Consider the following 19,178-nt stretch of genomic DNA (forward strand, 5'->3'; position numbering starts at 1 on the left):
ACCCTGAGCGCGCCGATGCCGGATCTCTCGGATCTCTTCGAGGTCGGCGACTCGGCGAAGTTCTCAGTCGGCCAGTGGTGGGCCGTGGAGATCAACGCCCTGTCGGGGAAGTACGAGAAGGAGATCCAGCGTCTCGTCCAGGTCACCGATGTCGTCGACCCGACGCACATCCGGGTCAATTACCAGATCGGCTGGGACCTGGCCGCCGGCCGCACCCTCACCTGGACCCGGATCGAGCCCGTCGACCGCGCCCACGTCCGCAACCTCGTCTTCGAGGGCTGGGGCGAGGACGAGATGACCGGCTCGCACCCGGTCGCGTACGAGTACGCGGTGCGCTGCGACGTCTCCGGAATCGAGGCCATCGGTACCTTCTGGCCGGTGGTGATGCGCCGCTGGTGCACGTACTACCGCACCGAGCAGTGCTCGCTGACCAACCCGAAGTCCGTCACGTACGGCGGTGCCGGATATCTCACCCAGCAGATCTACTGCCTGTACGGGCACGTCGAGGACTGCCACACCTCCAACGCCCGTCATCTCAACGACTTCACGGCCTCCGCCTACTGCTATGTCACCAACTGCCACGGCGACGGTGACGACGAGGGCCCGTTCGTGACGCACGGGCAGTTCGAGCACGACCTCGTCTACACCGGCAACTCCGGTCTGATGACTTTCGCCAACTCCGGTGCGGCGTGGGGCGGCAGGGCCAAGCGGATCACGGTACGCAGGCACGCCTGCTCCTGGTTCGTGGCCCGCGTCAAGATCACCGATCTGACACTGGAAGACGTACTGGTCATCGGCAAGAAGTCCCTGGCCGGCTCGGGAATGCTCTGGGTCAACGCCGACGGTGTGCAGATGCGCGGCTGTACGGCCTCCGGCCCGCTGATCGTCTCCCGGGCCTCGGACCTGTCCGCCCGCCCCAACGTGATCGCCGACTCCTCGTTCGCCTTCGCGGCGGGCGCGGAGATAACCCAGGCCAATGTCACCGTCCCGCTCACCCTTCAGCGCAACACGCTGAAGGGCGTCGACGGCGCGGTCTTCAACGGCACCGGGCCGCTCGTCCTGGACCAATGTGCCCTGACCGGCTCCAAGGACACCGCCCCGGTCTCGCTCGCACACACCGACATCACCGTCCTCGGCGGCGAACTCCGTGACACCGGACTCAAGTTGACCTCGGCGAAGAACCAGCGGCTGCGCATCGACGGAACGCGCCTGACCGGCACCAACAAGGACGGCGCCCTGCTGGCCCGTACCGGCTCCGGACGGACCGTCGACTGGCAGCTCACCGGCCTCGACTCGACCGCCCCCGAGGGCACCGCCCATGTGCTGGTCACCGAGGGCCCCAACCGCTACCGGGCGACCGGCTCCACCTTCACCGGTGGCCGGCTCGAACTGCGGCCTGCGGCGTTCAGCGGCAACTCCAGCCATCTGCTGCACACCGGCTGCGTCGAGGACGGCACCGAGCGCACCGCGCTGCCGGACGAGGGCGACCGCGTCGCCCACACCGCGGCCACGCTGCGCTTCTGACCACCCCCATCGAGCACCAGGGATTCCCGTGTCCACGCATACCCCGATCACCGGCCGGCCCGTACGGGTCGCGCTCGTCGGCGCCGGCAACCGCGGTCTGACGTACGCCGAGTGGATCAAGGCGCACCCCGAGCGCGCCGAACTCGTCGCCGTCGCCGATCCGCGCCCCGCGGCGCGGGCCGCCGCCGGTGCGCCCGTCGAGTTCGACGACTGGCGGCCGCTGGCCGAGAACCGCATCGCCGACGCCGTCATCGTCGCCACCCAGGACCGTTCCCATGTGGAGCCGGTGCTGGCCCTGGCCGAGGCCGGATACGCGATCCTCGCAGAGAAGCCCCTCGCCCCGACCGAGGACGAGACCCGGCGGATCGTCGAGGGTGTGGAGCGGGCCGGGGTCCTCTTCGCCGTGTGCCATGTCATGCGGTACACCCCGTACACCGATCTGGTGAAGGAGGTCGTGGACTCCGGCGTGCTCGGTCAGCTGGTCTCCCTCGACCATCTGGAGCCGGTCGGCTGGTGGCACTACGCCCACAGTTATGTGCGCGGGCCGTGGCGCAGCGAGAAGGACTCCTCCCCGATGCTGCTCGCCAAGTCCTGCCACGACCTGGACTGGATCACCTATGTCATGGGCGGCCGGATCGAACAGGTTTCGAGCTTCGGCGGGCTGAAGCACTTCCGGCCGGAGAATGCTCCGGCCGGATCCGCCGACCGCTGTCTCGACTGTGCGGTCGAGTCCGACTGCCCGTACAGCGCGCTGAAGCTGTACATGCCGACGCTGCGCGAGAAGGGCGCGGTCTGGCCGGTCACCCATGTCACCGAGGCCACCGACGAGGCCGGGCTCGTGCAGGCACTGCGCGAGGGGCCGTACGGCGTCTGCGCGTACCGCAGCGACAACGACGTGGTCGACCACCAGGTGCTGGCGATGCAGCTGACGGACGGGGTGACCGCGACCTTCCAGATGGTGGCGTTCACCGAGCAGACGCATCGGCAGACCCGGATCTTCGGCTCGCACGGCTGGCTGATCGGAGACGGTGAGCGGGTCACCGTGCAGGACTTCCGGACCGGCGAGAGCGCCGTCCATGAACTCGGCGCCTCCGGTTCGAACGCGGCCGACGGGCACGGCGGCGGGGACGCCGCACTCGTCGAGGCGTTCGTCACCGCTGTCGCCACCGGTGACGCCGGGGCCGTCCGCTCCGGTCCCGCCACCTCGCTCGGCAGTCATCTCGCGGCGTTCGCCGCCGAGCGCGCCCGGCACACCGGCACCGTCCAGACGGTGCCGGCCAAGTGACACCCCCGAAGGGCCCGTCGTTCGGATCAGGCCCTCTCCCCCGCCCCACCCTCACGTCCTCGGAGGACCACCTCATGTCCCGTCTCCTCACCCGCCGTTCCAGAGTGCGTGCCGTCACGGCCCCCGTCCTGGCCACCGCGCTCGCCGCCGGTGTGCTGGCCGGCTGTTCCGGCAGCGGCAGCGACGACAACACCGTCACCATGTGGACCTACCCGGTCATCTTCGACGAGGCCAAGAACAAGGCGTACTGGGACGGCCTGGTCAAGGCGTTCGAGAAGGAGCACTCGGATGTCAAGGTGAAGGTGGAGACCTTCCCATGGGCCAACCGCGACACCGCGCTGGCCACCGCGATCGCCTCCGGCAAGGGCCCGGACGCGGCCTACCTGATCCCGGACCAGCTGCCGAAGTACGCCAAGAGCATCGTCCCGGCCGACGACTACATGCCGTCCGACGCCAAGTCGGACTACACGGACTTCGCGCTGAAGTCCGTCACGGTCGACGGCAAGGCGCTCGCCACCCCGATCCTGACCAGTGCCAACCCGCTGATCTGCGACAAGCGGGTGTTCGCCGCGATCGGCGAGAAGAACTACCCGACGAGCTGGGCGGACCTGGAGGCGCTGGCCCCGAAGCTCAAGGAGAAGGGCTACTACGCCACCAGCTACAGCGGCGACACCCAGCAGACGCTGAACATGACCTTCTACCCGCTGCTGTGGCAGGCAGGCGGCGACGTCTTCTCCGAGGACGGCAAGAACGTCACCTTCAACGACGCAGCCGGCGTCAAGGCCCTGACGTATCTGAAGAAGCTCGTCGACGGCGGCTACACCGACAAGGACCTGGTCACGACCACGCCCAAGCTGGAGCAGACCCCGACCGCCAAGGGCAAGGTGGCCTGCACCTGGCAGAACACCCCGGCGGACGTGGAGCCGTTCTGGGGCAAGGAGAACATCGTCGTCCAGCCGCCGCTGAAGGACGCCGAATCGGTCGGTTACGGCACCGTCGGCGCACTGTCGATGCTGAAGGGCGCCGACAAGAAGAACACCGGCGACTGGCTGAACTTCGTCGCCGAATCGAAGAACGCGGCCGGTCTGCAGAAGGCCGCGGGCTACTTCCCGGCCCGTAAGTCCGGCAGCGACCTGTACCCGGACGACGCCCTGCAGACGGCGGTCGGCGCCACGCTGCCGAGCATGACCGTGGGCCCGCTCCAGGACAAGGCCCGTGAGGTCCAGGGCGTGCTCGCGCCGGAGATCCAGGCGGCGCTGCTGGGCAAGAAGAGCCCGCAGGAGGCGCTGGACGCCGCGCAGAAGGCCGCGCAGGCGATGCTCGGCCGCTGATCGTCCGCGGGACCGGGGTCCGGCCGCACCCGGACCCCGGCCCCGCACCCTCCCCCGCAATTCCCCCCGTACCGCAAGGAGATCCCCGTGGCAGTCGTCGCGGAACCCACCCGCCGGGGCCGTCGCAGCGGGCCGCAGGCGCGCCGCGAGGCCCGGATCGGCCTGCTCTTCGTCCTTCCGTGTTTCCTGCTCTTCCTCGCCTTCCGGTTCGGTCCGGGCGTCGCCGGTGTGCTGATGAGCTTCACCGACTACTCCCTGACCGGCGGCGGCAGCTTCATCGGGCTGGACAACTTCACCCGCCTGTGGGACGACCCGCTGTTCTGGCAGGCGCTGAAGGTCACGGTGCTCTACACCGTGCTCGCCGTGCCGGGCACGCTCATCGCGTCGGTGTCCCTCGCCCTGATCACCCGCCGCGCGTTCCGCGGCGCCAAGTTCTTCCGTTCGGTGTTCTTCCTGCCGGTCGTCACCTCACTGGTGCTGGCCGCCACCGTGTTCGTCTGGATCTTCTCGACCGGCGGCCCGTGGTCCACCCTGATGAGCTGGTTCGGGATGTCCGAGGGCTCCTGGCTCTCCGACGACGTGCTGGTGCTGCCCGCGCTCGCGATCGTCGGTGTCTGGTCCCGCTTCGGCTACGGGATGCTCATCCTGCTGGCCCGCATGCAGGACATTCCACGCGAGTTGGAGGAGGCCGCCCTCACTGATGGTGCGGGCCCCTGGCAGCGGTTCCGGTACATCGTGCTGCCGCAGCTCAAGCCCGCCCTGTTCTTCCTCGCCGTGATCGAGACGACCGCCTCGTTCCAGGTCTTCGACGCGGTCTACACGATGACCGGCGGCGGCCCCGCCAACGCCAGCTACACGCTCGTCTTCCAGCTCTACGACGCGGGCTTCAAGTACTTCGACCTGGGTTACGCCTCCGCCATCGGTGTCGCGCTCTTCGTGCTGACCGTGGTGGTCGCGGTGATCCAGAGGCTCGTGATCGGGAAGGACAAGTGACCATGACCGCAGCACCCGCCCAGACCGAGACCCCGCCCGCGGGCAAGGCTCCCACGGCCCCCGACCGGGCCGCGCGCCGCGCCGAACGCAAGCTGCGCAAGCTCTCGGAGCAGGACACCGTCCCGCACGGCATGCGGCCCACCGCGGCCGGCCGGATCGCACGCGCCGCGCTGCTGACGGTGGCCGCGATCGTGACGATCTTCCCGTTCTACGCGATGGTCGTGCTCTCCCTGAAGCCGTCCGCGGCAGTCGAGTTCCCCGGCAGCCTGCTGCCGTGGCCGCTGACCGGCGAGGCGTACGACACCGTCATGAACGCCCAGGACGTGCCGCGCTGGCTGCTCAACACCCTGATCTACTCGGTCGTCTCGGTCGTCGGCGTGCTGCTGCTCGCCTCGCTCGCGGGGTACGCCTTCGCCAAGAAGCGCTTCCCGGGCCGGGAGACGATGTTCTGGTCGTTCCTGTCGATGGTGATGGTCCCGTACCACGTCACGATGATCCCGACGTTCGCGATGATCGCGAAGCTGGGCGGCGTGGACACGTACTGGGGTCTGATCGTGCCGACCCTGGCCAACGCCCAGGCGGTGTTCCTGATGCGCCAGTTCATCCAGGGGCTGCCGGACGAACTCTTCGAGGCGGCCCGGCTCGACGGCTGCAACGAGTGGCAGATCTTCTACCGGATCGTGCTGCCGCTGCTGAAGCCGATCCTCGCCACGCTCGGTGTCTTCGTCTTCCTGTGGCACTGGAACGACTTCCTGTGGCCGCTGGTCATCGGCCAGTCCACCGACATGCGCACCCTGACCGTCGGCATCGCCTCGCTCCAGCAGCAGAACGTGCCACTCAATGTGGTGCTCTCCGGCTCCGTCATCGCGTTCGTGCCCATCTTCGCCGCGTACATGGTGGGCCAGCGCTACTTCACCGAGGGCGTCACCGCGTCCGGAATCAAGGGATAGCTACGCATGTTCACCGATGAGGCCGCTCTCGAAGAGCGGCTCGCCACCCCCTCCCCCGCGCTCGTCGCCGACCTCGGCCGCCTCGAAGGCGATCTGCTGGTGCTCGGCGCCGGCGGCAAGATGGGTCCCAGCCTGTGCCGGCTGGCCCGCCGGGCGCTGGACGCCGCAGGCCGTACCGATGTGACCGTGTACGCGGTCTCCCGCTGGTCGGACAAGTCCGCCGCCGACGAGCTGGAGGCCGCCGGGGTCTCCACCGTCGCCTTCGACCTGATGGACCCGGCCGCCGATCCGGCCGAGCTGCCGGACGCCGGGAACGTCGTCTTCATGGTCGGCGCCAAGTTCGGCTCCGCCGGAGCGCCTTCGCACGCCTGGGCCGTGAACGCCGCGATGCCGGACCGGGTGGCACGCCGCTGGGCGGGATCACGGATCGCCGCGTTCTCCACCGGCAATGTGTATCCGCTGGTACCGGTCTCCTCCGGTGGCTGCACCGAGAGCGACCCGGTCGGCCCGGTCGGCGAGTACGCCATGTCGTGCCTCGGCCGTGAGCGGATCTTCGGCCATGCGGCGCTGACCCGTGGCACCAGGGTCGCCAACATCCGCCTCAACTACGCGGTCGATCTGCGCTACGGCGTCCTCGCCGACATCGCGTACCGCGTACAGGCGGGTGAGCCGGTCGATGTGACGACCGGTCATGCCAACGTGGTGTGGCAGGGGTACGCCAATGAGGTCGCCCTGCGGTCCCTGCTGCACGCCACCGACGGCGAGGCGTTCACCCTCAACCTCACCGGTCCCGAGACCGCTTCGGTGCGCCGCATCGCCCAGTGGTTCGGCGAGGAGTTCGGCCGGGAGCCGGTCTTCGCGGGCGAGGAGGCGCCCACCGCGCTGCTCTCCGACGCGAGTCGCTGCCATGCTCTCTTCGGGTACCCGGATGTCGCTCTGCGCACCCTTGTCGAGTGGCAGGCCGACTGGCTGCGCCGCGGGCTGCCGCTGTCCGGCAAGCCCACCAAGTTCCAGGTCCGTGACGGAAGGTTCTGATCCACTCCATGTCCACTCCCTCCCTCCTGTCCACCTCCGCCCTGGACGCGCTCGCCCGCGGTGCCGTGATCCCCGCCCATCCGCTCGCCCTGCACGTCGACGGCTCCTTCGACGAGCGACGGCAGCGTGCGCTGACCCGCTACTACCTCGCCTCCGGCGCGGGCGGGGTCGCCGTCGCCGTCCACACCACGCAGTTCGAGATCCGGGAACCGGACGTCGGTCTGTTCCGGCCGGTCCTGGAGCTCGCGGCCGAGACAATCGCCGCCGAGGCCGGCCGACCGTTCATCAAGGTCGCCGGTACCTGCGGATACACCGCGCAGGCCGTCGCCGAGGCCGAGACCGCCGCAGAGCTCGGCTACGACGCGGTGCTGCTCAGCCCGGCCGTGCCCGGTGCGGACGAGAAAGGTCTGCTGGAGCGGGCGCGGGCGGTCGGCGAGGTGCTGCCGGTGATCGGCTTCTATCTCCAGGAGGCCGTCGGCGGACGATACTTGTCGCCGGGCTTCTGGTCCGCTTTCACCGATCTGCCGAACACGGTCGCGGTGAAGATCGCCCCGTTCGACCGGTACCGCACGGCCGATGTCGTACGGGCGGTGGCCGCCGCGGACCGCGCCGACGAGGTGGCGCTGTACACCGGCAACGACGACGACATCATCGGTGATCTGCTCACCCCGTACGAGACGGCGGGCGGCACACCGCGCTGGTTCGCGGGCGGCCTCCTCGGCCAGTGGGCCGTGTGGACGAGCTCCGCGGTGACGCTCCTCGACGACGTCCGCAAGGCGCGCGGCGGTGACCACGAGGCGATGGTGCGTTGTCTTGCACGTCGCTCCGAGCTGACCGATGCCAACAGCGCGGTCTTCGATGTGCGCGGCGCGTTCCGCGGCTGCATCGCGGGGGTGCACGAAGTACTGCATCGCCAGGGGCTGTTGGTGAACATCCGGTGCCTGGACCCGGCCGAGACACTCTCCCCCGGCCAGGCGGAGGAGATCAGCCGGGTGGCCGCGGCCTACCCTTGGCTGACCGATGACGCCTTCGTTGCGGAGCACCTCGATGACTGGCTCTCCTGATCCTGCCGACCGCTCACGGGTGGTCGTCGCCGTACCGCCGGGCCTGCGGGCCCAGTTCTTCACCGCCGAGGTCTGGCGGGAGCTGGAGCGCGCGGCGGAACTGACGGTTCTGGACGACCACTCCGACCGGGCGGCGGTGGCCGCGGCGCTGCCCGGCGCCCGCGCACTGATCACCTCGTGGCGCGCGCCCAAGGTGGACGCCGAACTCCTCGCATCGGCGGACCGGTTGGAGCTGGTGGCGCACACCGGTTCGGCGGTCGCGCCCTATGTCACCGAGGAGGTGTTCCGGCGGGGCATCCTGGTCACCCAGGCGGGTGACGAGATGGCCCGCCCGGTCGCCGAGGTGGCTCTCGCGTTCACGCTCTCGCTGCTCCACCGCATCCAGCGCTTCGACCACGCCCTGCGCGGCGGGCTGGAGTGGGCGGCGGCGAGCGAGGCCCCGCCCCGCCACGAGATCCATGGCAGCGACATCGGCGTGATCGGCGCCTCCCGCACCGGACGTGCCTACATCGCCCTGGTGCGGGCGATGGGGGCGCGGGTCAGCGTCACCGACCCCTACCTTTCCGATGCGGACGCCGAGGCGCTCGGCGTGAGGTCCGTACCGCTTCGGACTCTGCTGTCGCGCAGCAGGATCGTGGCCGTGCACGCGCCGGTCACCGAGGAGACCCACAGGATGATCGGCGCCGAACAGCTGGCGCTGATGCCGGACGGGGCGGGCCTGGTGAACACCGCCAGGTCGTGGCTGGTCGACGAGGACGCGCTCCTCGCCGAGCTGTCGACCGGACGGCTGGACGCGGCGATCGATGTCTTCGACGCCGAGCCGCTGCCCGCCGGCCACCCCTTCCGCTCCTTGCCGAATGTGCTGCTCACCCCGCACCAGGCGGCGGGCAGCGTCGAGTGCCGGCAGCGGCTCGGAATGAGCGCCGTCAACGAAGTACTGCGGCTGCTCGCCGGACGCCCTCCGGTCCATGCGGTCACCGCCGACGCCCTCATCCGTCTTCGCTGAGGGCTGTCCTGCGAGGCCGGCCAAGTCCGTCTCCCCCCGACCCCCATACCTGTCAGGAGAACTCACCTCCATGCGACTGATGCGCATCGGTGAACCGGGCCATGAGCGCCCCGTCGCCATCTGCCCCGAGGGCCGTCACCACGACCTGTCCGGCATCACCGACGACATCGACGGCGCGTTCCTCACCGCGCTCGCCGACCATCCGAACCTGGTGCCCGCCGAGCCGGCGCTCCCCGGGATCGACATCACCGGTCAGCGGATCGGCGCCCCGGTGGCCCGCCCCTCCGCGCTGCTCTGCATCGGCCAGAACTACGCGGCCCACGCGGCGGAGTCGGGCAGCGAGCCGCCCGAGCAGCCGATCCTGTTCTACAAGTCGCCGAACACGATCGTCGGCCCGTACGACGACGTGCTCATCCCGCGCGGCTCGAAGAAGACCGACTGGGAGGTGGAGCTGGCCGTCGTCATCGGCCGCCGCGCCTCCTACCTGGACTCCCCCGCCGACGCCGCCGCGCACATCGCGGGATACGCCGTCAGCAACGACGTCTCCGAGCGCGCCTTCCAGCTGGAGGAGTCGGGCGGCCAGTGGTCCAAGGGCAAGAGCTGCGCCACGTTCAACCCGCTGGGGCCGGTGCTGGTGACGGCCGACGAGGTGGGTGACCCGCAGCAGCTGCGGCTGCGCAGCTATGTGAACGGGGAGCCGCGGCAGGACTCCAGCACCGCGGACATGATCTTCAGCGTGGCGCATCTCGTGCACCACCTGTCGCAGTATCTGGTGTTGGAGCCCGGTGACGTCATCAACACCGGGACCCCGCAGGGTGTGGCCTTGTCCGGCCGCTTCCCCTACCTGGGCCCGGACGATGTGATGGAGGTCGAGATCTCGGGCCTGGGCCGACAGCGCAGCGTCTGCCGGCCCGCGTGACACCGGGCGGGTCCCGGACCGGTCGTTCTCAGTCCTCCGGGAGTTCGACCGGGGCGATGTCGTCGAAGACATCGCCGGGGCCGGGGTTCGTCGCATCGGTCGCGCCGCCGAACCGGGTCATCACACCCCACACGGCGTTGAGCGCGGTCTGTACGGCGCCCTCGGCCCATCCGGCCGTCCAGGAGATGTCGTCGCCCGCGAGGAACAGACCCCGTCGGTCGGCGGGCAGCCGGTCCTGCATGAAGTGGGTGAACAGCCGCCGCTGGTACCGGTAGTGGCCCGGCAGATTGGCCTTGAACGCTCCCATGAACCAGGGCTCGTTCTCCCACGAGACCGTCACCGGGTTGCCGATGATGTGCTTCCTGATGTCGACGTCCGGATAGACCTCGCCGAGCGACTTGAGCATGACGTCCATGCGCTCGTTCGGGGAGAGCGGCAGCCACTTCAGGCTGTCGTCGCACCAGGTGTACGAGAGGCAGATGACGGCCGGCTTGTCGGGCCCGTCGTCGAGGAGGTAGGTGCCCCGGGTCATCCGGTCGGTGAGCGTCATCGACATGGTGTCCCGCCCGGTCGGCACCCCCCTGCCGTCGACGGCCTTGTCCAGCCAGAACGGCCGGTCGACGGGGACGAACAGCTTGGACGACTCCATGTAGTGGGTGCGCTCCATCGCCGTCCAGTGGTCGATCGGGAAGAGCGCGTCGTCGCAGTCGATCTTCGAGAGCAGCAGCCAGGACTGCCCGGTGAAGATCGCGGCGGGGTAGGTGCGTATGTCACCCGTGGCGTCGGTGACGGTGATCCGGTTTCCGGCGGTACGGTTCAGCCGGGTCACGGCGGGGCGCGGCTCACCACCGTGAAGCGAGGAGAGTGACGTGCCGAGCGGCCAGTGGACGATCTTCTGCGGTTCGCGGTCCCAGAGCCGCAGCGGGAGCTGCTGGCTGCCGCCGACGATGCCCCGGTGGTGATCGTCCGCCTCGGTGTAGACGACGCGCAGGATCTCCAGGATGGAGTTGGGGAAGTCGGTGTCCCAGCCACCGGTGCCGAAGCCGACCTGGCCGAAGATTTCACGGTGCCGGAACGACTTGAAGGCGTCGGAGTCGCAGAGGAATCCGTAGAAGGTCTGGTTGTCGAGCTTCCGGACGAGCTCCGCCCAGATCTCGCGGATGCGCGGCACATCGCGTTCGCGCATCGCGCGGTTCATGTCGGAGAAGTCCGCGCCCTCCTCCAGGCACCGGTTCCAGGCGTCCATCACATCGCGGTAGACCTGCGGCAGATCGTCGATGGTCCGCGCGTAGTGCGACTCGCCCTTGAGGTCGACGACGGTCGACGGGGTGGCCGGGGAGAGCGGGTTGGGGAACGGCTTCGTCTCCAGCCCGACCAGGTCGATGTAGTGCTGGAGCGCGGTGGAGGACGGCGGGAAGCGCATCGCGCCCATCTCGGCGGTGAGCTCCGGGTCGCAGCCGTCGAAGCCGACGGTGCGCAGCCGCCCGCCGATCTCGTCCGCTTCGTAGACGACGGGCTTGAGCCCCATCTTCATCAGCTCGTACGCGGCGACGATGCCGGAGAGCCCGCCACCGATGACGGCGACCTCGGTGCCGTGCTCCGTCGCCGGTATCTGCCCGATCCCTGCGGGGTGCGCCAGGAAGTCGTCGTACGCATAGGGGAAGTCCGGCCCGAACATGGTGATCGGCTCAGCCGCGTCGGTGTGCTGGACGGCGTTGGGCACCGTGGACGTCATGGGGTACGGAACTCCTTGCGCGAAAAAGGTGGAACGAGGGGTGGCGGGCTCAGACGAGGGAGCCGTACAGACCGGGGCGGCGGTCGTTCAGATACGGGTTGGCGGCGCGCGAGGCGCTCAGGAACTCGGGGTCGACCTCGCCGATGACCAGTTCCTCGCCGCGTCCGGCGCGGGTACGGACGGTGCCGTCCGGACCGGCCAGGCAGCTCAGCCCGACGAACTCGAACTCGCCTTCCGGGCCGGTCCTGTTGACGTACGCCACGTACATCTGGCTCTCGAATGCGCGCACCGGTACGACGGACTCGGCGACGAACTGGAAGGGGTGCATCTGCGCGGTGGGCACCAGCAGCAGATCGGTGCCTGCGAGGGCGTGCGAGCGGACGTTCTCCGGGAACTCGACGTCGTAGCAGATCATGATCCCGATGCGTACGCCGTCCAGTTCGGCCTGGACGACGGGCTGCTCGCCCGGGGTGAACCACTCCTGCTCGAAGCAGCCGAAGAGATGGGTCTTGCGGTAGTTCGCGAGCGCCGACCCGTCCGGCCCGATGAGCTGCGCGGCGTTGAAGATCTGCTCGCCCGCGCGCTCCGGGTAGCCGTAGAGGACCGCGAGCCCGTGCCGCGCGGCGATCTCGGCGACGGCCCGGGCGGAGGGCCCGTCCGCCGGCTCGGCCAGCCGGGCCACGTCGGCCCCGATCGCGTACCCGGTCAGGAACAGCTCGGGACAGACGAGCAGCCGGGCCCCGGCGTCCGCCGCCCGCCGTGCGGCTCCGTCGAGCACCTTGATGTTCTCGTCCACGTGCCCGGGTCGTCCGGAGCTCTGGAGCAGGGCGGTACGCAACGGCGGCATGGCTGACCTCGGGCGGTGCGGGCGGGGCGGGGACGTATTGACGGTACGGTCCGCCACTCGAACCGGACAAGGCGCGAGCGTTGCGCGTGCACCGTCGATCCATTGCGCGCCGACGGCCTGTGGCGGCGATTCATTGCGCTCGACGTCTTTGCAGGTCAAGCAGGTGACACAGGTCTCAGCCCGACGCCTCGTCGAAGACCCGCAGCCCGGGCATCACCGGCCCGCCCGGCAACTGTCCGGCCCGTCCGGCGATCGAGGGCAGGTCGGGTGTCGGACGCGGCCCGCGCCCTACTGCGGCGACCCCGACGAGTACCGCCGCAGCAGTGGCGACAGCACGAGCACGGACTTCGTCCGCTCCACATACGGCTCGCCCGCAATCCGCTCGAGCACCTGCTCGAAGTGGCGCATGTCCGCGGCGAAGACCTGCACGATCGCGTCGGCCTCCCCCGTCACCGTGGAGGCCGACGCGATCTCCGGGTACCGCGCAAGCCCCTGCTTGATCAGCTCCGGCGACGTATTGCGGCTGCAGTAGATCTCGATGAACCCCTCGGTCTCCCACCCCAGCGCCGCGGGGTCCACCCGCACCGTGAACCCGGTGATCGCGCCCTCGGCGCGCAACCGGTCCACACGGCGTTTCACGGCGGGCGCGGACAGGCCGATGAGCGCGCCGATGTCCGCGTAGGAGCGCCGGGCGTCTTCGGCGAGGGCGTGGACGATGCGTTCGTCGAGGTCGTTCAGGCGCACTTCGGGCGGTTCACTTCTCTGCGATGGTCTGCTTCGGGGGCGGCAGGTGCCGCCCCCGAAGTAGACCATGGCCCCGCCCCGCCGGGCGCGCTCACCGCATCGGGTGACCGGTCAGAACGGGAACTGCGAACGGCCGTGCTGCACCGAGATCCACTTCTGCGTGGTGAAGGCCTCGACCATCGACTCGCCGTTCAGCCGGCCGAGGCCGGAGCTCTTCTCGCCGCCGAACGGGACGATGGGCTCGTCGTGGACCGTGCCGTCGTTGATGTGGATCATGCCGGTGTGGATGCGCTGCCCGATCCGTACGCCGCGCTCGATGTTGCCGGTGTGCACCGCGCCGCTCAGACCGTACGGGGTGTCGTTGGCGATCCGTACCGCCTCGTCCTCACCGTCGAACGGCACGAGGAGCGCGACCGGACCGAAGATCTCCTGGGACAGGACGGGGGAATCGGCGGCCAGACCGGTCAGCACGGACGGGCTCACCAGATTGCCCTCGGCGCTGCCGTGCAGCAGGGCCGTCGCGCCGGCCTCGACGGTCTGGTCGACGAGCGAGGAAATGGCCTCGGCCTGCGAGGAGTTGATCAGCGGGCCGATCTGGGTCTCCGGGTCGGCCGGGTCCCCCACCCGCAGCGAAGCGACCTTGGCGACGAACTTCTCGGTGAATTCCTTCTCCACCGAGCGGTCGACCAGGATCCGGTTCGCGGCCATGCAGACCTGGCCCTGGTGCACGTACCGGCTGAAGACGGCCGCGTCCACGGCGTAGTCCAGATCGGCGTCGTCGAGGACGATGAGCGCGCTGTTGCCGCCGAGTTCGAGCACGGCGCGCTTGAGGTTCGCCGCGCAGACCGTGGCGACGTGCCGTCCCACCTTGTCCGAACCGGTGAAGGAGATGACCTGCGGAATGGGGTGCTCCAGCAGTGCGTCCCCGATCTCCGCGATGTCGGTGACCACGACGTTCAGGAGCCCGGCCGGCAGCCCCGCCTCCTCGAACACCTTCGCCACCAGCGTGCCGCCGCAGACCGGGGTGTTCTGGTGCGGCTTGAGCACCACTGCGTTGCCCAGCGCCAGTGCGGGGGCGACCGACTTCAGGGACAGCAGGAACGGGAAGTTGAAGGGGCTGATGACACCCACGACACCGACGGGCACCCGGTAGACACGGTTCTCCTTGCCCTCGGTCGGCGAGGGCAGTATCTGCCCGGAGGGCCGCAGCGCGAGCTGGATCGACTCCCGCAGGAACTCCTTGGCGAGATGCAGCTCGAAGGCCGCCTTCAGCCGGGTGCCGCCCAGTTCCGCGACGATCGCTTCGCTGATCTCGGGTTCGCGCTCCTCGACGACGCGCAGCGCCCGCTCCAGCACCAGCCGGCGGGCGTACGGATTGGTGTCGCCCCACGCCCGCTGGGCGACCTCGGCGGACCGGTACGCCTGGTCCACCTCGGCGGCCGTGGCAACCGTGATCGAGGCAAGCTTCTCCCCGTTGTACGGATTGAAGTCGATGATGTCCCAGGACCCCTTGCCCGGCCTCCACTCTCCGTCGATGTACTGATGGGCCAGGTCGGTGAAGAAGGACATGAGATCCCTTACCGCAGAGAGGCGGGCAGCTGATTGCGCTTCATATTACTTACATCTCAATGTGGTTGGAGCGGTTCACCTTGGTATCCGAGGGCCGGAATCGGACATCCCCGAGCCACGCGAGGACATCCGAAAACACCGTTGCCCCTCACGGCTCGAACGGCCGTGAGGGGCAACGGTGTTGCGGAACTCCGGAATCAACTCCAGCTGGCGTGCAGCGGCTTGCCCTCGGCGTAACCGGCGGCGCTCTGCACCCCGACGACCGCCTTCTCGGCGAACTCCTCCAGGGAGGCCGCGCCGGCGTACGTGCAGGCGGAGCGGACGCCCGCGATGATCGAGTCGATCAGGTCCTCGACGCCGGGCCGGGCCGGGTCGAGGAACATCCTCGAGGTGGAGATGCCCTCCTCGAAGAGCGCCTTGCGGGCACGGTCGTACGCCGACTCGTCCGACGTACGGTTCTTCACGGCGCGCGCGGACGCCATGCCGAAGGACTCCTTGTAGAAGCGGCCGTCGGCGGACTGCTGGAGGTCACCCGGCGACTCGTACGTACCGGCGAACCAGGAGCCGATCATCACGTTGGACGCGCCCGCGGCGAGCGCCATGGCGACATCGCGCGGGTGACGGACGCCGCCGTCCGCCCAGACGTGCTTGCCGTACTTCTTCGCCTCGGCGGCACACTCCAGGACGGCGGAGAACTGCGGCCGGCCCACACCGGTCATCATCCGGGTGGTGCACATGGCGCCGGGGCCGACACCGACCTTGATGATGTCGGCGCCGGCCTCGATGAGGTCGCGCACACCCTCGGCGGCGACGATGTTGCCCGCGACGATCGGCACCTGCGGGTCGAGCGCCCGGACGGCCCTGACCGCACTGATCATGGACTCCTGGTGACCGTGGGCGGTGTCCACGACGAGCGTGTCGACGCCCGCGTCGAGGAGCTGCTTGGCCTTGCCGGCCACATCGCCGTTGATTCCGACGGCGGCGGCGATCCGCAGCTTGCCGGCCGCGTCGGTGGCGGGGGTGTACAGAGTGGCGCGCAGTGCGGCCTTACGGGTGAGGATGCCGACGAGCCGGCCGTCCGCGTCGACCGCCGGGGCGAGCTTGCGGTGGGCGCCGTCGAGCTTGTTGAACGCGTCGCGCGGGTCGATGTCCGCGTCGAGCAGCACCAGATCCCTGGACATGACCTCGGAGAGCTGGGTGAAGCGGTCGACGCCGGTCAGGTCGTGGTCGGTCACGACACCGAGGGGCCGCTGCTCCTCGTCGACGACGACACCCGCGCCGTGCGCGCGTTTCGGCAGCAGGGACAGGGCGTCGGCGACCGTCTGGCCCGGGGCCAGCACGATCGGCGTGTCGAGCACGAGGTGGCGTGTTTTCACCCAGGAGACGACATCGGTGACGACGTCGATCGGGATGTCCTGAGGGATGACGACGAGCCCGCCGCGGCGGGCGATCGTTTCAGCCATCCGACGGCCCGCGATGGCCGTCATGTTCGCGACGACGAGCGGGATGGTGGTGCCGCTGCCGTCCGGCGAGGAAAGGTCGACACCCTGGCGGGATCCGACCGCCGAACGACCCGGAACCATGAAGACATCGTCGTACGTGAGGTCGTACGGGACCGAGGGGGAGTCTGTGTAGCGACCAGTGCCGGGCTCAAGAAAGCGCATAACGCTCATTTTTTCATACGAAACGGAGCAGGTCGCTTCCAGGAAGACACAGCAAACAGCCCCCACGTCCGTACGTTCCTCCAAAGGAACGGAGCGGGAGTCCGGGCAAGTGGAACCTGCCTTTCCCGCGGACCCTACCCGTACGGCATCCGAATCATTCGCGATCATCTTCCCTGGACCTGATGACAAGGGGTCGGGTAGCTTCAAACCCGCAGGTCCCGTGGGTCACGACTACGCCCCGGAGGAACTGGCGGACGGTCACAACTTCCGTCACACGTACGACCGGAGAGGATCACGACCCACCCGTGGAGAGCGAACTGCCGGACATCTACTGCCCGTTCCCCCAGCGGACGAATCCGCACGTCGGGCACACCCGGGTCCACCTCGACAGCTGGATCCGCAACACCGGTCTGGTACACCGGGATTCAGCCAGGGAGCGCTTCGAGCAAGCGGACTTCGGAGCGTTCGTCGGCATGGTGTATCCGACCGCCGACAGCAAGGATCTCGACCTCGTCGCCGACTGGTTCGTATGGCTGTTTCTCGTCGACGACCAGCTCGACGACGGTCACCTGGGCCGCAGCCCCGAGCGGGTGCGGGACGTGGTCGCGGTGATGCGGTCCGTGATCGAGGGCACCGGTTCCGGCACCCTGCCGGACGAGGACCTTCCCGCCGCTGTGGTCGCCCTGGTCGATCTGTGGGAACGGACGACGCCGACCGCGGCCGCGCACTGGCGCACCCGGTTCGGCTGGCACCTCACCACCTATCTCACGACGGCCACCACCTGGGAGGCCGGGAACCGGGCCGCAGGGGTGGTGCCGTCCGAGGAGACGTACATCGCCAAGCGTCGCCACACCGGCGCGATACATGTCTGCATGGACCTGATAGAGACCGTGGCCGGGATCGAGGCTCCCGAGTCGATCCACAACGACTCCCGGTTCATCGCCGCGCTGGAAGCGTCGTGCAATGTCGTGTGCTGGGCCAACGACGTGTACTCCTACGAGAAGGAGCAGGTGCTCGGCGAGATCCACAATCTCGTCCATCTGGTCCGGCACCATCGCGGATACGGCAAGCAGCAGGCGCTCGAACACGTCTGCGCGGAGATCGCCACGGAGACGGAGCGGTTCCTCACCGCCGAGGCCGAGCTGCTGGCCGCGTACCCACAGCTGTCCTGGATGCTCGCACCGTACCTGGACGGGATGCGGAGCTGGATGCGCGGCAACCTGGACTGGTCACGGCAGACCCCCCGCTACAACCCGGCCGATGTGAGCCAGTACGAGGAGCCGGAAGAGTACCTGGAGGCAACGGTCCTGGGCGTGGCCCGGGACTGAACCACCGGACTCGTCGGTCAAGACCCACTCAATCGCCGGGCGGCAGAATCAACCCGTCCGGCGGTTGAGGACACAGCGGCCACCGGGCGGCGACGGCAACGGTCACCGCGACCACCGCTGCCCGCCCCCGTCACCCGCTCAGGCCCCGTCCGGATCCGCCCGTTCCAGCGCCGGCCGCCGCGGCGCCGGCGACTCGGTCAGCAGATAGTCGGCCGCCGCCGTGTCCGTCACCAGGCTGGTGACGAGCCCGGACCGCAGCACCGCCCCGATCGCCGCAGCCTTCCGCTGGCCGCCCGCGATCGCCACCACCTCGGGGATCCGGCGCAGCCGGTCGGCCTCGACCGTGATGCATCGCTCCCCCAGGTCCCGGCCGACCCGCCGCCCCTCCGTGTCGAAGAGGTGGGCGGACATCTCGGCGGCGACGCCGAGCGACGCGTAGTGCGCCCGCTCCTCGTCGGTGAGCATGTCGTGGACGGTGGAGATGCCCGGCTCCCAGGAGCCGATGGACACCGCGGCGACCGTCACCTTGTCGAAGTACTCGAAGGCGCGGGCGATACCGGTCTGGTGGCGGAGCGCGGCCGCCGTGGCCGGGTCGGGCAGCAGCATCGGCGCGTAGATCGGGTGGGCCTCACCGCCGGCCACCTGAGCGGCCCGCCGGACCGCCTCGACCGAGCCGCGCTCGGCCGTCCCCGCGTCGTACACCCCGGTGAGCTGCACGACCGTGCACGGCGGCAGCCGGTCGAGCGCCGCCGCCATGTGGATGGTGGACCGGCCCCAGGCCAGTCCGAGCACATCGCCCTCGTTCACCAGTTCTCCGAGGAGATCCGCCGCGACCTCACCCAGGTTCTCCGGATCCGGTGCGTCGTCCTGCTCCTCCGCCGGAGATTCGACGACGACCGCGTGACGCAGCCCGTAGCGGGCCCTGAGCGCGTCGGAGCGCTCGGCGTCCAGTTCGGCCGGGACGCGGATCTCGATCCGTACGAGGTCGCGCTCCAGAGCCGTCTCCAGGACCCGGGCCACCTTGAAGCGGCTGACGCCGAACTCCTCGGCGATCTGGATCTTCGACTTTCCTTCGAGGTAGAAGCGGCGGGCCATGGCCGCCGCCTGCACCAGCTCCGCGGGCCCCATCCGCAGGGCGGACCGTCCCGCCGACATTGCAGACACCGCGATCTCCTCACTGCTGT

Annotated in this window: 16 protein-coding genes; 10 read left to right on the forward strand and 6 right to left on the reverse strand. The window is 69.4% G+C overall.

What is annotated here, in order from left to right:
- The 9 genes from GA0115254_RS07345 to GA0115254_RS07385 form a co-directional block, all read left to right on the forward strand.
- On the forward strand, positions 1-1,524 hold a 1,524-nt coding region (locus GA0115254_RS07345; protein ID WP_093894479.1), incomplete at its 5' end, for a peptidase C14.
- Between the two features lie 28 nt (positions 1,525-1,552).
- On the forward strand, positions 1,553-2,809 hold the full coding sequence (locus GA0115254_RS07350; protein WP_093894480.1) for a Gfo/Idh/MocA family protein: 1,257 nt from the start codon (positions 1,553-1,555) through the stop codon (positions 2,807-2,809).
- Between the two features lie 74 nt (positions 2,810-2,883).
- Positions 2,884-4,140 (forward strand): extracellular solute-binding protein, encoded by a 1,257-nt coding sequence (locus tag GA0115254_RS07355; protein WP_093894481.1) that lies wholly within the window; start codon positions 2,884-2,886, stop codon positions 4,138-4,140.
- An 87-nt stretch (positions 4,141-4,227) separates the two neighbouring features.
- Positions 4,228-5,133 (forward strand): carbohydrate ABC transporter permease, encoded by a 906-nt coding sequence (locus GA0115254_RS07360; protein WP_093894482.1) that lies wholly within the window; start codon positions 4,228-4,230, stop codon positions 5,131-5,133.
- A 2-nt stretch (positions 5,134-5,135) separates the two neighbouring features.
- Positions 5,136-6,083, forward strand: a complete 948-nt coding sequence (locus GA0115254_RS07365; RefSeq protein ID WP_093894483.1) for a carbohydrate ABC transporter permease — start codon at positions 5,136-5,138, stop codon at positions 6,081-6,083.
- Between the two features lie 6 nt (positions 6,084-6,089).
- Positions 6,090-7,118 (forward strand): NAD-dependent epimerase/dehydratase family protein, encoded by a 1,029-nt coding sequence (locus tag GA0115254_RS07370; RefSeq protein WP_093894484.1) that lies wholly within the window; start codon positions 6,090-6,092, stop codon positions 7,116-7,118.
- Positions 7,119-7,126: 8 nt separating this feature from the next.
- Positions 7,127-8,182 carry a dihydrodipicolinate synthase family protein gene (locus GA0115254_RS07375; protein WP_093894485.1) on the forward strand — a complete coding sequence of 352 codons (1,056 nt, stop codon included), beginning with the start codon at positions 7,127-7,129 and terminating at the stop codon, positions 8,180-8,182.
- A complete protein-coding gene (locus GA0115254_RS07380) occupies positions 8,166-9,188 on the forward strand; it encodes a hydroxyacid dehydrogenase (protein ID WP_093894486.1) in 1,023 nt (340 codons plus the stop codon). The genes GA0115254_RS07375 and GA0115254_RS07380 overlap by 17 nt, the downstream gene beginning before the upstream one ends.
- A gap of 70 nt (positions 9,189-9,258) precedes the next feature.
- Positions 9,259-10,107: a fumarylacetoacetate hydrolase family protein gene (locus tag GA0115254_RS07385; protein WP_093894487.1), complete on the forward strand. Its 849-nt coding sequence runs from the start codon at positions 9,259-9,261 to the stop codon at positions 10,105-10,107.
- Positions 10,108-10,135: 28 nt separating this feature from the next.
- Here the strand turns inward: GA0115254_RS07385 and GA0115254_RS07390 are convergent, their stop codons facing one another.
- From GA0115254_RS07390 to GA0115254_RS07410, 5 genes are all read right to left on the reverse strand, one after another.
- Complete coding sequence (locus tag GA0115254_RS07390; protein ID WP_093894488.1) at positions 10,136-11,842, reverse strand: flavin monoamine oxidase family protein; 1,707 nt, start codon at positions 11,840-11,842, stop codon at positions 10,136-10,138.
- A 49-nt stretch (positions 11,843-11,891) separates the two neighbouring features.
- On the reverse strand, positions 11,892-12,689 hold the full coding sequence (locus GA0115254_RS07395; protein ID WP_093894489.1) for a carbon-nitrogen hydrolase family protein: 798 nt from the start codon (positions 12,687-12,689) through the stop codon (positions 11,892-11,894).
- 288 nt (positions 12,690-12,977) lie between these two features.
- Positions 12,978-13,433, reverse strand: coding sequence for an Lrp/AsnC family transcriptional regulator (locus GA0115254_RS07400; RefSeq protein WP_093894490.1), 456 nt, complete (start codon positions 13,431-13,433; stop codon positions 12,978-12,980).
- A gap of 111 nt (positions 13,434-13,544) precedes the next feature.
- The gene (locus GA0115254_RS07405; protein ID WP_093894491.1) at positions 13,545-15,002 is read right to left on the reverse strand and encodes an aldehyde dehydrogenase family protein; all 1,458 of its coding nucleotides are present in this window, start codon (positions 15,000-15,002) and stop codon (positions 13,545-13,547) included.
- A 197-nt stretch (positions 15,003-15,199) separates the two neighbouring features.
- Positions 15,200-16,666, reverse strand: coding sequence for a GuaB1 family IMP dehydrogenase-related protein (locus GA0115254_RS07410; protein ID WP_093894492.1), 1,467 nt, complete (start codon positions 16,664-16,666; stop codon positions 15,200-15,202).
- 305 nt (positions 16,667-16,971) lie between these two features.
- On the opposite strand from GA0115254_RS07410, the gene GA0115254_RS07415 reads away from it, so the two are divergent.
- On the forward strand, positions 16,972-17,994 hold the full coding sequence (locus GA0115254_RS07415; protein WP_093894493.1) for a terpene synthase family protein: 1,023 nt from the start codon (positions 16,972-16,974) through the stop codon (positions 17,992-17,994).
- 138 nt (positions 17,995-18,132) lie between these two features.
- Here the strand turns inward: GA0115254_RS07415 and GA0115254_RS07420 are convergent, their stop codons facing one another.
- A complete protein-coding gene (locus tag GA0115254_RS07420) occupies positions 18,133-19,149 on the reverse strand; it encodes a sugar-binding transcriptional regulator (protein ID WP_093894494.1) in 1,017 nt (338 codons plus the stop codon).
- Positions 19,150-19,178: the final 29 nt, after the last annotated feature.

Source organism: Streptomyces sp. Ncost-T10-10d (genome assembly GCF_900091955.1).
Lineage (GTDB): Bacteria > Actinomycetota > Actinomycetes > Streptomycetales > Streptomycetaceae > Streptomyces.

What these genes read in the sequence shown, in the direction of transcription:
- GA0115254_RS07380 (WP_093894486.1), top strand. Translation starts at nt 8,166, where the DNA reads ATGACTGGCTCTCCTGATCCTGCCGACCGCTCACGGGTGGTCGTCGCC.
- GA0115254_RS07385 (WP_093894487.1), top strand. Translation starts at nt 9,259, where the DNA reads ATGCGACTGATGCGCATCGGTGAACCGGGCCATGAGCGCCCCGTCGCC.
- GA0115254_RS07395 (WP_093894489.1), bottom strand. Translation starts at nt 12,689, where the DNA reads ATGCCGCCGTTGCGTACCGCCCTGCTCCAGAGCTCCGGACGACCCGGG.
- GA0115254_RS07405 (WP_093894491.1), bottom strand. Translation starts at nt 15,002, where the DNA reads ATGTCCTTCTTCACCGACCTGGCCCATCAGTACATCGACGGAGAGTGG.
- GA0115254_RS07420 (WP_093894494.1), bottom strand. Translation starts at nt 19,149, where the DNA reads ATGTCGGCGGGACGGTCCGCCCTGCGGATGGGGCCCGCGGAGCTGGTG.
- GA0115254_RS07410 (WP_093894492.1), bottom strand. Translation starts at nt 16,666, where the DNA reads ATGCGCTTTCTTGAGCCCGGCACTGGTCGCTACACAGACTCCCCCTCG.
- GA0115254_RS07390 (WP_093894488.1), bottom strand. Translation starts at nt 11,842, where the DNA reads ATGACGTCCACGGTGCCCAACGCCGTCCAGCACACCGACGCGGCTGAG.
- GA0115254_RS07365 (WP_093894483.1), top strand. Translation starts at nt 5,136, where the DNA reads ATGACCGCAGCACCCGCCCAGACCGAGACCCCGCCCGCGGGCAAGGCT.
- GA0115254_RS07375 (WP_093894485.1), top strand. Translation starts at nt 7,127, where the DNA reads ATGTCCACTCCCTCCCTCCTGTCCACCTCCGCCCTGGACGCGCTCGCC.
- GA0115254_RS07355 (WP_093894481.1), top strand. Translation starts at nt 2,884, where the DNA reads ATGTCCCGTCTCCTCACCCGCCGTTCCAGAGTGCGTGCCGTCACGGCC.
- GA0115254_RS07370 (WP_093894484.1), top strand. Translation starts at nt 6,090, where the DNA reads ATGTTCACCGATGAGGCCGCTCTCGAAGAGCGGCTCGCCACCCCCTCC.